This is a genomic window from Bifidobacterium sp. LH_743 (genome assembly GCF_056355775.1).
This window is the reverse complement of the sequence record NZ_JBKESZ010000009.1, coordinates 38,552-53,801: the sequence shown is the minus strand read 5'-3', so window position 1 is coordinate 53,801 and position 15,250 is coordinate 38,552. Positions and strand designations below refer to the sequence as shown.

At 64.6% G+C, this 15,250-nt stretch carries 10 protein-coding genes; 9 read left to right on the top strand and 1 reads right to left on the bottom strand.

Features of this window, described 5'->3' with window-relative positions:
- Positions 1–23 precede the first annotated feature (23 nt).
- The 9 genes from argS to araA all read left to right on the top strand — a co-directional run bounded on the left by argS (position 24) and on the right by araA (position 13,218).
- The gene (argS, locus tag AC1ATL_RS09315) at positions 24–1,814 is read left to right on the top strand and encodes an arginine--tRNA ligase (protein WP_476570024.1); all 1,791 of its coding nucleotides are present in this window, start codon (positions 24–26) and stop codon (positions 1,812–1,814) included.
- A gap of 22 nt (positions 1,815–1,836) precedes the next feature.
- Positions 1,837–3,435, top strand: coding sequence for a diaminopimelate decarboxylase family protein (locus tag AC1ATL_RS09310; RefSeq protein WP_476570023.1), 1,599 nt, complete (start codon positions 1,837–1,839; stop codon positions 3,433–3,435).
- A gap of 163 nt (positions 3,436–3,598) precedes the next feature.
- Positions 3,599–4,915: a homoserine dehydrogenase gene (locus tag AC1ATL_RS09305; protein ID WP_476570022.1), complete on the top strand. Its 1,317-nt coding sequence runs from the start codon at positions 3,599–3,601 to the stop codon at positions 4,913–4,915.
- 200 nt (positions 4,916–5,115) lie between these two features.
- Complete coding sequence (gene thrB / locus AC1ATL_RS09300; protein WP_432624716.1) at positions 5,116–6,120, top strand: homoserine kinase; 1,005 nt, start codon at positions 5,116–5,118, stop codon at positions 6,118–6,120.
- Positions 6,117–7,565 (top strand): Maf family protein, encoded by a 1,449-nt coding sequence (locus tag AC1ATL_RS09295; protein ID WP_476570021.1) that lies wholly within the window; start codon positions 6,117–6,119, stop codon positions 7,563–7,565. The genes thrB and AC1ATL_RS09295 overlap by 4 nt, the downstream gene beginning before the upstream one ends.
- A gap of 114 nt (positions 7,566–7,679) precedes the next feature.
- Positions 7,680–8,798 (top strand): LacI family DNA-binding transcriptional regulator, encoded by a 1,119-nt coding sequence (locus AC1ATL_RS09290; RefSeq protein ID WP_476570020.1) that lies wholly within the window; start codon positions 7,680–7,682, stop codon positions 8,796–8,798.
- A gap of 328 nt (positions 8,799–9,126) precedes the next feature.
- Positions 9,127–10,749, top strand: a complete 1,623-nt coding sequence (locus tag AC1ATL_RS09285; RefSeq protein WP_476570019.1) for a xylulokinase — start codon at positions 9,127–9,129, stop codon at positions 10,747–10,749.
- Positions 10,750–10,792: 43 nt separating this feature from the next.
- Positions 10,793–11,485, top strand: coding sequence for an L-ribulose-5-phosphate 4-epimerase (locus AC1ATL_RS09280; protein ID WP_476570018.1), 693 nt, complete (start codon positions 10,793–10,795; stop codon positions 11,483–11,485).
- 218 nt (positions 11,486–11,703) lie between these two features.
- Positions 11,704–13,218, top strand: coding sequence for an L-arabinose isomerase (araA, locus tag AC1ATL_RS09275; protein WP_432624127.1), 1,515 nt, complete (start codon positions 11,704–11,706; stop codon positions 13,216–13,218).
- Positions 13,219–13,355: 137 nt separating this feature from the next.
- On the opposite strand, the gene AC1ATL_RS09270 is transcribed toward araA, so the two are convergent.
- Positions 13,356–15,179 (bottom strand): AMP-dependent synthetase/ligase, encoded by a 1,824-nt coding sequence (locus tag AC1ATL_RS09270; protein WP_476570017.1) that lies wholly within the window; start codon positions 15,177–15,179, stop codon positions 13,356–13,358.
- Positions 15,180–15,250 lie beyond the last annotated feature (71 nt).

Sequence of the window (15,250 nt, the reverse complement as noted above, 5' to 3'; positions counted from 1 at the left end):
GCGCGCCCGGTAGACTTGGAGGAATGAGTCCAGAAGCGCTTAGTGAACTGATTTTCAACATTGCCAACACCCTTGTTTCCGAAGGCAAGGCCGGCACCCTGACCTCCGACCTGATCCCACCGCAGGCTAAATTCGCCGTCATGCGTCCGAAGGACCGCGCGCATGGCGATTGGGCCTCCAACGCGGCCATGCAGCTGGCCAAGAAGGCCGGCATGAAGCCGCGTGACTTCGCGGAGCTGTTCGCCGCGGAACTCACCAAGGCCGACGGCATCAAGTCCGTCGAAGTGGCGGGCCCCGGCTTCATCAACATCACGCTCGATTCCGCTTCCGCGGCGGCCGTGGTGGACGCCGTGCTCGAAGCCGGCGACGCATACGGCAAGAACGACCATCTGTCCGGCAAGACCCTGAACCTCGAGTTCGTCTCCGCCAACCCGACCGGTCCGATCCACATCGGCGGCACCCGCTGGGCCGCGGTCGGCGACTCCATGGCCCGCGTGCTCGAAGCCAACGGCGCCAAGGTGGTGCGCGAATACTACTTCAACGATCACGGCGAGCAGATCAACCGCTTCGCCAAGTCCCTCGTGGCCGCCGCGCACGGCGAGACCACGCCGATCGACGGCTACAAGGGTGCGTACATCGACGAGATCGCCAAGCGCGTGATCGACGAGGCCACGGTGGACGGCGTCGACATCCTGAACCTGCCGCGCGTGGACGGCGGCGTCGACAAGGACGGCGAACCGCTGGGCGAAGGCGATTCCGAACAGCGCGAGGAGTTCCGCAAGCGCGCCGTGCCGATGATGTTCGACGAGATCCAGAAGTCCATGAAGAACTTCCGCGTCAACTTCGACGTGTGGTTCCACGAGAACAGCCTGTATTCCGACGGCGAGGTCGACAAGGCCATCGCCGACCTGCGCGAACGCGGCGACATCTTCGAAAAGGACGGCGCCACCTGGTTCGCGTCCACCAAGCACGGCGACGACAAGGACCGTGTGATCATCAAATCCGACGGCAACTACGCCTACTTCGCCGCCGACATCGCCTACTACCGCAACAAGCGCCACCGCGACGTGAACCCGGCCGACATCGCCATCTACATGCTCGGCGCCGACCACCACGGCTACATCGGCCGCATGATGGCCATGTGCGAGGCGTTCGGCGACAAGCCGGGCGAGAACATGCAGATTCTCATCGGCCAGCTCGTCAACGTGATGAAAGACGGCAAGGCCGTGCGCATGTCCAAGCGAGCCGGCAACGTCGTCACCATCGACGATCTGACCGACGCCATCGGCGTGGACGCCTCCCGCTACTCGCTGGCGCGCACCGACTACAACTCCCCGGTGGACATCGACCTGAACCTGCTGTCCTCCCATTCCAACGAGAACCCGGTGTACTACGTGCAGTACGCGCACGCACGCTCCTGCAACGTGGACCGCAACGCGGCCGCCGCGGGCATCACCTACGAAGGCGCCGACGTGAGCCTGCTCGACACCCCCGCCGACGGCGAGGTGCTCGCCGCGCTCGCCCAGTGGCCGGCCCTGCTGCGCGAAGCCGGCGACCTGCGCGCCCCGCACCGCGTCGCACACTACCTGGAGGACCTCGCCGCCACGTACCACAAGTGGTACAACGTGGAACGCGTCGTACCGATGGAGCTCACCGACCCGGAGGCGCGCGGCGAACAGGCCGACGCCATCCGCATCGCCAAGGCTCCGGAACCGGCGCGTGCCGCCGCACGACTGAAGCTCAACGACGCCGTGAGGACGGTCATCGCCGAAGGTCTCGACCTGCTCGGCGTCACCGCCCCCGACAAGATGTGACCGGAAGGAGAGAGCGCAAACCATGCCTGTCACTCCAATCTGGCCGGCCGGCTCGGCCGTGAACGACGAAGGCGAAATCACCTTCCACGGCCGCACCGCGGCAAGCCTGCTCGACGAATTCGGCTCCCCGCTCTACGTCATCGACACCGATGACGTGCGCGCCCGCGCCACGAAATTCGTCCATTCCGCCGCCACCGCGTTCAACAACACCGTCACCCATGTCAGCTTCGCCGGCAAAGCGCTGCTGAGCAAGGAAATCTGCCGCATCGTCACCGAATCCGGCATGCTCATCGACACCTGCACCATGGGCGAGATGCGCATCGCGCTCGCCGCCGGCGTGCCCGGCCGCCGCCTCGTGCTACACGGCAACAACAAGTCCGACGCGGAAATCGAACTGGCCATCGAACAGGGCTTCAACAAAATCGTCGTCGACGAACCGGGAGAGCCGGAACGTATCGCCGCCATCGCCAAGCGTCTCGGCAAGCGCGCCCGCGTCATGCTGCGCGTCACCTCCGGCATCCACGCCGGCGGCCACGAATTCGTGTCCACCGCGCACGAGGACCAGAAGTTCGGCGTGGCCCTGCTGCCCGCCGGCGCCGACACCGCCAAACTCGGCGTGCTCGACGACCTGACCGACGTGACGCCGGCCGGATCGAACGCGCGCCTGGGGGAGAACGCCGCGGATACCGCCGATCAAACCGCCCACGCCGCCCACGCGGAACGCAAGCTCCAATACGACATCAAATACCCATACGACCTGAGCCACGAGAAGGTCTCCGAAGGTGACCGCAAGCTCGCCGACGCCATGACCATGGTGGCCGACGGCCCGGCGCTCGCCGTGCTCAAGGACATCTACCGCCGCCAGGACGTGCTCGAACTGGTCGGCGTGCACTCGCACATCGGCTCCAACATCCATGACGCCGACGCCTTCATCCAGGCGGCCAAGCGCATGATGCTGCTGCGCAAGACCTTCTACGCCACCGACGCGTACACCCTGCCGGAGGTCGATCTGGGCGGCGGATATTCCGTGGCCTACACCGACGGCGAGGATTCCATGGACATCGACGTGGAGCTCGGCAGGCTCGCCGACGCGGTCAACACCGTGAATCGTGCGCTCGGCATGCCGGCCCCCGTCATCTCCTTCGAGCCGGGCCGCTGGACGGTGGCCCCGACCGGCGTCACGCTGTACCGCGTGGGCACCGTCAAGCCGGTGCAGCTGACCGGTGAAGCCAAGGACAAGGACGGTAATCCGGTGACGGAACGCGTGTACGTGTCCGTGGACGGCGGCATGTCCGACAACATTCGTCCGGCGCTGTACGGCTCCGACTACACCGCGCGCCTCGCCAATCGCAAGGGATCAGACGAGACCAAACTGTGCCGCGTGGTCGGCATGCACTGCGAATCGGGCGACATCGTCGTCAACGAGGTACGTCTGCCGGCCGACATCAGGCGCGGGGATATTCTTGCCGTGCCCGTCACCGGCGCGTACGGACGTACGATGGCCAGCAATTACAACCAGGCGCTGATTCCGGCGGTGGTGGGTGTCGGCGAGGCCGGCGCGCACGTCATGATCCGCCGTCAGACGATCGAAGACCTGCTTGGCTGGGACGTGAGCGAGTAGCATTTCGTCTCACGTTGCGGACGTGATATGGATGCAGTATGGACGGTTTTCGGGTTTCGCCCCGGAAGCCGTCCATTTTCTTACGATTCCGCCGCTTCACGTCACGTTGGGACCGTACAATGAGCATGGTTATACCAATACTTCACATTCAAGGGAGGTTGCCTTGGCACAGGAAGATGTTGCGCCGATTCGCGTTGGATTGCTGGGCGCGGGTACCGTCGGTTCCCAGACCGCACGCCTGCTGGTCGAGCAGAAGGACGAGCTTGCCGCACGTATCGGACGGCCGATCGAACTGACCGGCGTCGCCTGCCTTGACCCGGCGGAAACCGATCCGTTCCCGTGGATCGACAAGTCCGTCGTGACCACCGACACCATGAGCGTGGCCACCAATTCCGACATCGTCATCGAGCTGATCGGCGGAACCGGCGTGGCCCGCAAGTTCGTGCTCGCCGCCATCGAATCCGGCGCGTCCGTGGTCACCGCCAACAAGGCGCTGCTGGCCAAGTACGGTCCGGAGATCTACGCGGCCGCCGAAGCCAAGGGCGTCGACATCTACTTCGAAGCCTCCGTGGGAGGCGCCATCCCGTTCCTCAAGCCGCTGCGCGAATCCCTCGTCGGAGACAAGGTGACCAGCATGCTCGGCATCGTCAACGGCACCACCAACTACATCCTCGACGAGATGACCACCAAGGGTCTCGACTTCGACGACGTGCTCAAGGACGCGCAGGCCAAGGGCTACGCCGAGGCTGACCCGACCGGCGACATCGAAGGCTACGACGCGGCCAACAAGGCCGCCATCATGGCCACGCTCGGCTTCCACACCGCCGTCACCATCGACGACGTCTCCGTCGAAGGCATCACCAAGATCACCGCCGACGACATCGCAGCCGCAACCGCGGAAAACAAGGTCATCAAGCTGCTCGCCGTCGTGGAGAACACCGAGGACGGCGTGTCCGCGCGCGTCTACCCGGCGCTGATTCCCAACACCCATCCGCTGGCCAGCGTGCACGGCTCCTTCAACGCCGTGTTCGTCAAGGCCGAGGCCGCCGACGACCTCATGTTCTACGGCCGTGGCGCTGGCGGCGCACCGACCGCCTCCGCGGTCGTCGGAGACGTCGTGACCGAGGCCCGCCACATCGCACAGGGCTGCACCGGTCCGTCCATCCCGCTGTACAACGATCTGAAGAAGGCTCCGATTGAGACGTCCAAGGCCGAGTTCGCCGTTCGCTTCGTGATCCACGACAACCCGGGCGTGCTCGCCGCCATCGCGGCCAAGTTCGCCGATCATGGCGTGTCTATTAACGGCGTGAACCAGGACCTGAAGCCCACGCTCAAGGATCCGGGCTATGGCGGCGAGCTGCAGCAGCTGCGCCTGGTCACCCACATGACCGACGAGCTCACCCTGCGTGAGACCGTCAAGGATGTGTGCCAGCTGGAATGCGTGGTCGGCGAACCGTCGATTCTGCGCGTGTTGGACTGACATCGGCGAATCGATTCGGGCCCATGACGCGAACGGCATGTGAGTCATGCGCGTTGCGCGTTGTGGGCCCGAACGCGGTTGACGGCTTCGATGGCCCAGGACATGGCTGTGGATATGGCTACAGATGGTATTGAATTTGACTCCTGCACCGCCGCGATATACGGTGCTTGATTTGTAAAGAGGACGAAGGACGGCGAGAAATGACTCCAGTTACCCGCAAGGTGCGTGTGAAGGTTCCGGCTACCAGCGCCAATCTTGGATCCGGCTTCGATACGGTCGGCCTGGCTCTGGACTATCACGACGAGCTTGAATTCACGTTGAGCGCCGATCCGGTGAACACCGCGGCGCAGGTGATGATCGAAGGCGAGGGCGAGGACACCCTGCCGCGTGACGAGACGCATCTGGTGGTCTCCACCTTCCGCCGCGCATGCCAGACGTTCGGCCTGGGGCGCGTCGGCTTCATCCTGCAGGCGCACAACAACATTCCGCAGGCGCGAGGCATGGGCTCCTCCGCCGAAGCCATCGTGGCAGGCATCGCCGCGGCCGCGGCCTTCGCCCAGGACGATGACCTCAACCGCGACGCGGTGTTCGAGCTGGCCGCCGCCATCGAAGGTCATCCGGACAACGTGGCTCCCGCCGTGTACGGAGGGCTCACCATGTCCTGGGACATGGACACCCCCGAAGGTGTTGGTTCCGTGCCGATTCCGGGCGGTGAGCCGATGCACAACGGCTTCCACACCATCAACTACCGTGTGGCCGACGACCTGACCGCGGCCGTGTTCGTGCCGGACTACGAGCTGTCCACCGAAAAGGCCCGTCAAGCGCTGCCGAGCGAGATTCCGTTCAAGGACGCCGTGCACAACGTGTCCCGCGTGAGCCTGCTGCCGGCCGCCATGAATCCGGCCATGCTGGCCTCCGGCTCCCGTCAGAACGCCAATGCGTTGCTGTTCGCCGCCACGCAGGATCGTCTGCACCAGCCGTTCCGCGCGCCGCTGATGGAACCGTCCTGGGCGCTGATCGAGAAGATGCGCTCCCATGGCTTCGCCTCCACGGTCTCCGGCGCCGGCCCATGCGTACTGGTGCTCCACCATGGCGACGCGCACGAGGAGCTTGAGCGGATCGCCGCCGAGGAGCTGGCATCCGGCCACTGGCGCGTGCTGCACCTCGCGGTCGACACCAAGGGCGTGCAGGTGGAGCGCGCATGAGCATTCCGCTGATTCTCGCATCCCAGTCCCGCCCCCGCCGTGACGTGCTGTTCTCGGCCGGTATCTGCCCGACCATCCGCGTCTCGCATGTGGACGAGCCGGCCGCGCTGGAACGCGAGGCCGCGGCACTCGGCACCACGGTCGACGATCTGACCGTCGAACAACGCGTGATGATCCTCGCCACCGCCAAAGCCGAGGCCGTGCATCAGGCGTACCGCAACATCGCGGACACCGCATCGCACGCAAGCGGCGAACGGGTCGTCGGATTCCCGCTGAAGGCGACCGGCCAGGCGTCCGGCTCCGGCGAACGCGTCACCCTGCGCGCGGACGAGGTCCAATCCGCTGACAGCGTGAAAACCCGTGATTTCTCCGGTATCGCCGTACCCACCGTCACCGAGCCGATCGCCGATTTTCTGGACGGACGGCCAAGCCTGACCCGCTCGAAGGTCGGACCGCTGATCCTGGGCTGCGATTCCATGTTCCTCATGGACGGCGAATGCTACGGCAAACCGCACAGCGAGGAGGTCGCACGCGAACGCCTGCGCGCCATGCGCGGCTCCACCGGCGAACTGTGGACCGGCCATTGCCTCATCGACTTCGCTTCGGGCCGCATGGTGCGCGGCGCCAGCAAGGCCACGCTGCATTTCTGCGATTATTCCGATCGCGACATCGAACGTTACATCGCCACGGGCGAGCCGTTGGAAGTGGCTGGATCGTTCACTTTGGAAGGCTTCGGCGGCGCGTTCATCGATTCGATCGAAGGCGATCCGCACGGCATCATCGGCTTGAGCCTTCCGCTGGCACGTCGGCTTGCGGCGCAACTGGGCGTCGAATGGACGGATTTGTGGAACGTCAAGCGTTCCGACTTGGCTCCCACCGTCGAATACGATTCGAAGACGGGAGCGGAGAAGCCGCTGCCGCCCAAGGAGAACGTGCATCAGCCGGGCGATGGCTGGGTGGTCTGCGATTGCGGACGCAAGCATTGGGGCACGAACGGCGCGTCCGGCGTGCTGCTGGCACGTCGTGACGAAACGACCGGCGAAGTGACGCACGTCGTCATGCAGCATCGCGCCGCATGGAGCGCGGAAGGCGGCACGTGGGGCATCCCCGGTGGCGCCACCGCGGACGGCGAAAGCCCCATCGAAGGCGCGCTGCGCGAATCGTACGAGGAAGCCAACATCACGCCGGAGGACATCGACGTGGTCGGCTCGTACTGCGAGGACCACGGTCCGTGGGCGTACACCACGGTGTTCGCGTTCGAAAAGCCGGGACATCGCGTCGAGCCGAAGGCCAACGACGACGAAAGCATGGAGATCGAATGGGTGCCGATCGACGAGGTGCCCAATCGCAAGCTGCTGACCGCCATGCGCACCGACTGGCCCAACTTCGCAAAGCGACTGCGCGACCTGGCCGATGTGCGGAACGGTGGACGGGAAGCACGGTAATCCGCGGCCATACAGGTCTTCAAAACCTAGGAACGAGAGGACCGTTAGCGCTAACTGAAGTTGCGTGTACAATAGGCGAACGTACCAACAATTGTGTGCGAAAGGCGATGGGGCATGGCAGGCAAACGCAATGCGGGCAATAAGCGTCCTTCGATGTTCGAAGTGGCGAAACTGGCGGGCGTGAGCCACCAGACGGTCTCCCGCGTCATCAACCATTCGCCGGACGTCTCCGACGCCACCCGCGAAAAAGTGCGGAAGGCCATCGACGAACTCGGATACCGCCCCAGCAACTCCGCCCGCGCGCTCGCCTCGCACCGCTCCCGCACCATCGGCCTGATCGCCGGCGGCCAGCATTTCTATGGTCCGATCTCCGCCATCTCCTCGATCGAGACGATGGCCCGACAGCACGGCCTGTTCATGACGGTAAGCATGGTGCACGAGGCGCTGTGCTCGCAGGAGGAGTTCGATGACCTGTGCCGCACCTTCGACGAGATGAACGTCGACGCGTTCATCTTCCTCACGCCGACCGACGTCATGTTCTCCGCCGCATGCCGCACGCAGATCACGTCGCCGCGCGTGATCGTCACATCCACGCACGGGAATATCGGCGTGCAGGACGGCCTGCGATTGATGAAGCCCGCCGACCGCCGCCGCGTGTCCGTCGTCGGCATGGACCAGTGGTCCGCGATGTCCGACGTGATGCGGCTCGTCGTGGGATACGGCCACCGTTCGGTGCTGTATTTCGCAGGGCCCAAGGAATGGCGTGACGCGGCGACGCGTCTGCTGGCATGGAACAAGCTGTGCGCGGCCAACTCGGTCAGCTCGGTGACAGTGCAGTGCGATACCTGGGAATCCTCCGAAGCGTACGGCAAGATGAACCATATCCTCGACAACATCGGCCGCATCGGCGGCAGCCTGCCGACCTGCGTGATCTGCGCCAACGACAGCCAGGCCGTGGGCGTGGCCCGCGCGCTGCACGAGCATGGCGTGCGCATCCCGCAGGACGTGAGCCTGGTGGGCTTCGACGACATGCCCGCCATGGACAACATGTTCCCGCCGCTGACCACGGTCCGCCCCGATTTCGAACAGCTGGGCGTCGCCGCCATGCGCGAGGCGCTGTACCTGCTGGGGGAGGGGGAGGAGAACTCCTTCGGCTCGTCGCAGCATGGCGTCGGACTGGTGTCGGCGCAGATGGTCAGCCGCAGCTCCCTCGGGCCCGTACGTCGCCGCTGAGACGTCGTTCCGCGCTTTCTTCTTGCGATTTCCTTTTCAGGTTTCCGATTTTCGGATTCCTTCGATTCCTTCGATTTTTTCTTCGATTTCTTCGATGCGCCGTCATCCGGGTGCATGCCGTTGACGGCGTGCACCCGAGTGTTTCCTGTATCCGCGACGGCGTGCTCCCGTCATCTGTTCTCGTTGTCCAATGACCTGCATTGCCCGATGACACGTCGATTTGGCACGTCGTGGGTTTGCGTTTACAATAGTGAGCGTTAACAGTGAGCGCTAACATTCGGTTGACAGAGTGGTTGCGAGGCGCTCGGATGCAAGGAGTTCGTGAACTATGACGCAAGAGCAGGTCGCATTGACCGCCGAGAAGATCCGCGCAGGCAAGACGAGCCTGGGCATCGAGTTCGGCTCCACCCGAATCAAGGCGGTGCTCATCGACGACGCCTACCGCACCATCGCGGCGGGCGACTACGAATGGGCCAGCCATCTTGAGGACGGGCTGTGGAGCTACACCCAGGAGGAGATCTGGAAGGGCCTGCAGACCGCATACGCCCGCATGGCCGGCGACGTCGAGACCGCCTACGGCGAGAAGCTCACCCATATCGGCCACATCGGCTTCTCCGCCATGATGCACGGCTACCTCGCCTTCGACAAGGACGGCGAGCTGCTCGTGCCGTTCCGTACCTGGCAGAACACCAATACCCACGAGGCCCACGAGAAGCTCTCCGAACTGTTCCAATACAACATTCCGGAACGCTGGTCCGTGGCGCACCTCTACCAGGCCGTGCTCAACAAGGAGGAGCACGTCTCCAAGATCGGCTACATCACCACGCTCGCCGGCTACGTGCATTGGAAGCTCACCGGCGAGAAGGTGCTCGGCGTGGGCGACGCCTCCGGCATGTTCCCCATCGACCCGGCCACCCACACCTACGAAACCGAATTCATCGAGAAATTCGACGCCATCGAGGAAGTCGCCGTACAGCCGTGGAAGCTTGAGCATCTGCTGCCGCGTCCGCTCGTCGCGGGCACTCCGGCCGGCACGCTCACCGCCGAAGGCGCCAAGCTGCTCGACCCGACCGGCACCCTCCAGCCGGGCGTCGTCCTCGCCCCGCCGGAAGGCGATGCGGGCACCGGCATGGTCGCCACCAACTCCGTGCGCGTGCGCACCGGCAACGTCTCCGCCGGCACCTCCATCTTCGCGATGGTCGTGCTCGAGCACAAGCTGGCCCGCCTGCATCCGGAAGTGGATCTCGTCACCACTCCGGCAGGCGATTTGGCCGGCATGAGCCACGCCAACAACTTCACCTCCGACCTCAACGCCTGGGTCGGCCTGTTCGGACAGTTCGCGGCTGCGATCGGCGCCCCCGTCGACACGGGCAACCTGTACGGCACGCTGTTCCGCGCCGCGATCGCGGACGACGTCGACGCCGACTGCGGAGGCCTGCTCAACTACCCGTTCCGCTCCGGCGAATTCCTGGCTGGCCTGCCGGAAGGCCGACCGCTGTTCGCCCGTAGCCCCGAAGCCCGCATGAGCCTCGGCAACTTCATGCGCGCCCAGCTGTTCAGCGCGTTCTCGCCGGTCAAGATCGGCATGGACGTCATGACCAAGGACGAAGGCGTCGCGGTCGATTCGCTCGTCGGCCACGGTGGTATCTTCACCACGCCGAAGGTCGCGCAGAAGATCCTCGCCGCCGCTTTTGACACCCCGATCAAGGTCATGGCCACCGCCGCCGAAGGTGGAGCGTGGGGCATGGCCGTGCTCGCCGACTACCTGTGGCACGCCGACCAGCCGCTCGCCGACTATCTTGACGAACGCGTGTTCGCCGACGCCGCCTCCACCACGGAATCGCCGGACGCCGACGACGTGGCCGGCTTCGAAGCGTTCTTCGACCGCTTCCGCAAGGGACTGCCGATCGAACACGCCGCCATCGAAAGCATTCCGCTGGAAACCAAATAAACGTCCATCGCAACAACAGCAAGCCTGACGAAAGGAACACAATATGGCAACGTTGGCTGATTACGGTCCGGAAGTACGAGCCGAAGTCAAGCAGGTGCGCGAGGTCGTCGCCACCCTGCACGAGCAGCTCATCAAGTGGAACCTGGTGGTATGGACCGCGGGCAACGTCTCGCAGCGCCTGCACACCGCCGACCTGATGGTCATCAAGCCCTCCGGCCTGCGCTACGAATACCTCACCCCGAGCTCCATGGTCGTGTGCGACCTCGACGGCAACGTGGTCGACGGCGCCGAAGCCCCCAGCTCCGACACCGCATCCCACGCCTACATCTACCGCCACATGCCCGACGTGTACGGTGTGGTGCACACCCACTCCACCTACGCCACCGCCTGGGCGGCCACCGGCCAGAACATCCCGTGCGGCCTGACCATGATGGGCGACGAGTTCGGCGGCCCGGTGCCGGTCGGTCCGTTCCGTCTCATCGGCTCCGAAGCCATCGGCGAAGGCGTGGTCGAAACCCTGAAGAAGTATCCGAAGTCCCCGGCCGTGCTCATGCAGAACCATGGCCCGTTCACCATCGGCAAGGACGCGGAGGCCGCCGTCAAGGCCGCCGCCATGACCGAAGAGGTGGCGCACACCATGTGGGCCGCCAAGCAGCTCGGCGACATCATCCCGATTTCCCAGGATGACATCGATAGTCTGAACAATCGTTATCAGAACGTCTACGGCCAACACTGACGTAGCGGAAAACCGAAAAAGCGTCGTTTTGCACCCAGCCAGGTGGGGTCCGGATGTGCTGTTTAAGACCGTAAAGACTTGGCCTGAGCGGCCCGGAGCGTGTCGCGGACAGCACATCCGGACCCCACCGGACGGTGCACGATCGCAATAATCACGATCGCAATAATCGAAAACTTGACAAATCCAACAACGAAGTAACGAAGTAAGGAACAATCAACATGGCAATGGAAAACCCATTTGAGGGCAAGGAAATCTGGTTCGGCGTCGGTTCCCAGGACCTGTACGGCGAGGAGGCGCTGCGCCAGGTGGCCCAGCAGACCGGCGAGATCGTCGACTTCCTGAACAACACCGGCAAGATTCCTGCCAAGATCGTGCTCAAGCCGACCCTGAAGTCCTCCGACGGCGTCAAGGCCTTCATGACCGAAGCCTCCGCCAACCCGAACGTCATCGGCGTGATCACCTGGTGCCATACCTTCTCCCCGGCCAAGATGTGGATCCGCGGCCTCGAAGTGCTGACCAAGCCGCTGCTGCAGCTGGCCACCCAGCACCACAAGGAGATTCCGTGGGAGACCATCGACATGGACTTCATGAACCTGAACCAGGCCGCACACGGCGACCGTGAGTTCGGCTACATCGTCTCCCGCCTGGGCATCCCGCGCAAGATCGTCGTCGGCCACTACACCGATCCGGAAGTCGCCGAGAAGGTCGGCACCTGGGCACGCGCCTGCGCCGGCTGGGACGCCTCCCAGAACATGAAGGTCATGCGTTGGGGCGACAACATGCGCAACGTCGCCGTCACCGAAGGCGACAAGACCGAGGCTGAGCGCGTGTTCGGCGCCTCCATCAACACCTGGGCCGTCAACGAGCTCGTCGCCGCATACGACAAGGTCAAGGACGATCAGGTCAAGGACATCATCGAGGACTACAAGGCCAAGTACGACGTGGCCCCCGAGCTGCTCGACTCCCGCTACGATGAGCTGTTCATCGCGGCTAAGGAGGAAGCGGCCATGGTCAACATGATGCGCGAGAACGGCTGCACCGCCGGCGTCGACAACTTCGAGGACCTGGGCGCTCTGCCGCAGTTGCCGGGCGTCGGCCCGCAGCGCTTCCCGTCCGAGTACGGCTGGGGCTTCTCCGCCGAAGGCGACTGGAAGACCTCCGTGCTGGTGCGCATCGGTGCCGTGATGGGCTACGGCCTTGAGGGTGGCGCCTCCCTGATGGAGGACTATTCCTACAACTTCGTGCCGGGCAACGAGCTCGACATGGGCTCCCACATGCTGGAGGTCTCCCCGGCCATCGGCACCATCGAGAAGCCGAAGCTGGCCATCTATCCGCTGGGCATCGGCGGCAAGTCCGACCCGGTCCGCCTGGTGTTCTCCGGCAAGCCGACCGACGCCGTCGTGGTCTCCATGGCCGACGAACGTGAACGCTTCCGCCTGCTCATGGACGAGGTCACCGTCGTCGAGCCGCAGGGCTCCCTGAAGAGCCTGCCGTGCGCACGCGCCGTGTGGAAGCCGAAGCCGGACCTGAAGACCGCCGTGCAGTGCTGGCTCACCGCCGGCGGCTCCCACCACACCTGCATGACCACCTCTGTCGGTCGTGAGGCTTGGGAGGACTTCGCCCGCATCGCCGGTGTGGAACTCGCCGTCATCGACGAGAACACCAACGCCCGCCAGTTCGAGAAGGAACTGGAGATCAGCGAGATGTACCACCGTCTCAACAACCGCCACTGATGCGGCGGCGCGCTGATCGCGCGCACTAGGGCATGACGAAGGGCCGGCACCGAAATATTCTCGGTGCCGGCCCTTCGTGTATTCAGTTTGCGTATTTAGGCTGGGTGGATTTCGAAGCGTACAGCCGGATGGGATGATCAGCGCTTGCCTGCGTACAGCTGCTGGTCGATCACGTCGGCGAACACGCGGTTCACGGCCGGGCGCACCACCTTCAGGGAAGGCGTCAGGCACTTGTTCTCCTGCGTGAACTGCGTGTCGAGCACCACGAACTTGCGTACGGATTCGGCGCGCGACACCGTCGCGTTCGCCTTGTCGACGTACTTCTGGATTTCGTCGTGCACCGCGGCGGTGGTCGCCACGCGGTCGAGCGGCGTGTCCGCGGACAGTCCCACGGAAGGCAGCCATGCCTCCAATCCCTCCGGATCGAGCGTGATCAGCGCGCCGATGAACGGACGGTTGTCGCCCACCACCACGGCGTGCTCCACAATCGGGCACTTCGCAATCTCCTGCTCCATCGGAATCGGGGAGACGTTCTTGCCGCCGGCGGTGATGATGATGTCCTTCTTGCGTCCCGTGATCGTGATGCGGCCCTCGTCGTCAATCGAAGCCAGATCGCCGGTCCTGAGCCAACCGTCCTCGGTGAACACCTCCGCCGTCTTTTCCGGCAGATTATGGTAGCCCACGAACACGTTCGGTCCCTTGACCTGCAGCTCGCCGTCGTCCGCGATGCGCACGGACGATCCCGGCGCAGGCTGGCCGACGGTGCCGATCACATTGTCGTCGGCGCGGGTGGCGGCGAACGGCGCCGCCGTCTCCGTCATGCCGTAGCCCTGGATCATCGGTAGGCCGATGCCGTTGAAGAAATGCGCGAGCGACACGTCGAGCGGAGCGCCGCCGCACGCCACGAAGCGGATTTTCGGACCGAGCGCGCCGCGTACGGTGCGGTATACGGAAGCCTCATACGACAGATGCTGGGCGGTCTGCTTCACCGTCGGCTTCTCTCCGGCCTGCTCCATGCGCGACCATTCGCGCGCCGCATCGGCGGCCTTGTAGAACAGACGTCCCTTCCAGCCCATGCCCGCCTTGCGGGAGGCCGCGTTGTAGACCTTCTCGAACACGCGCGGCACGCCCAGCAGGTACGTCGGTTCGAAGGAGCGCACGTCCGGCAGCAGCGTCTTGGTGTCCGGCAGATAGCCGACCACGCCGTCGTCGGAGGCGATCGACGCGTACTGGATGAAACGCGCGAAGCAGTGGGCGAGCGGCAGGAACAGCAGCAGACGCGGATGGTCGTCGGTGATCATCTGATGCAGCGCCAGGCTTGCGGCGCGCGTGACCGACACGAAGTTGCGGTGCGACAGTTCGGCGCCCTTCGGAGCGCCCGTGGAGCCGGACGTGTACACGATGGTGGCCAGGTCGTCGGCTCGTACCGACGCGATGCGCGCCTGAAGCTCCTCGTCGGACACGGTGACGCCGAGGCCCTCCAACGCGCCCATGGCATTGGAGTCGAGCATCAGGATGTGCTTGAGGGACGGGCAATGGTCGATCACGGAATCGAGACGGTCGAAGCGTACACGGTCATCGGCGATGGCGAGCTTCACGCTGGAATCGTTGAGGATGCGCTCGGCCTGCGCCGCCGAATCGGTGTCGTAGATCGGCACGTTGACCGCTCCGATCGCGGCCAGCGCGAAGTCGAGCACGCCCCACTCGTAGTGGGTGGAGGAGAAGATGGTGACGGCGTCGCCCTTGCCGATGCCGAACGCGATGAGACCTTTGGCCGCGGAGACCACGTTCCTGTGGAATTCGCCGGTCGTCACCTCGGCCCACTGTCCGGGAGCGGTCTTGCGTTCCGCGATAACGGTGTCCTCGCCGGTGCGCGCGATGCGCTCGGTGAGCAGTGAATAGATCGATTCGTCGTCGCGTACCTCGACGGATTCGCCCGGGGTCGTGTACTCGGTGAGCATGAAGTGTTCTCTTTTCTTGCGATTGCTGCGATTGGTGACGATTGCGCGCCGCTTCGCTCCGCGTTGCCGTC

Excerpts from the sequence above, each read along its gene's own strand:
- AC1ATL_RS09285 (WP_476570019.1), top strand. The coding sequence starts at position 9,127 with ATGACGCAAGAGCAGGTCGCATTGACCGCCGAGAAGATCCGCGCAGGC.
- AC1ATL_RS09270 (WP_476570017.1), bottom strand. The coding sequence starts at position 15,179 with ATGCTCACCGAGTACACGACCCCGGGCGAATCCGTCGAGGTACGCGAC.
- argS (WP_476570024.1), top strand. The coding sequence starts at position 24 with ATGAGTCCAGAAGCGCTTAGTGAACTGATTTTCAACATTGCCAACACC.
- thrB (WP_432624716.1), top strand. The coding sequence starts at position 5,116 with ATGACTCCAGTTACCCGCAAGGTGCGTGTGAAGGTTCCGGCTACCAGC.
- AC1ATL_RS09310 (WP_476570023.1), top strand. The coding sequence starts at position 1,837 with ATGCCTGTCACTCCAATCTGGCCGGCCGGCTCGGCCGTGAACGACGAA.
- araA (WP_432624127.1), top strand. The coding sequence starts at position 11,704 with ATGGCAATGGAAAACCCATTTGAGGGCAAGGAAATCTGGTTCGGCGTC.
- AC1ATL_RS09295 (WP_476570021.1), top strand. The coding sequence starts at position 6,117 with ATGAGCATTCCGCTGATTCTCGCATCCCAGTCCCGCCCCCGCCGTGAC.
- AC1ATL_RS09280 (WP_476570018.1), top strand. The coding sequence starts at position 10,793 with ATGGCAACGTTGGCTGATTACGGTCCGGAAGTACGAGCCGAAGTCAAG.
- AC1ATL_RS09290 (WP_476570020.1), top strand. The coding sequence starts at position 7,680 with ATGGCAGGCAAACGCAATGCGGGCAATAAGCGTCCTTCGATGTTCGAA.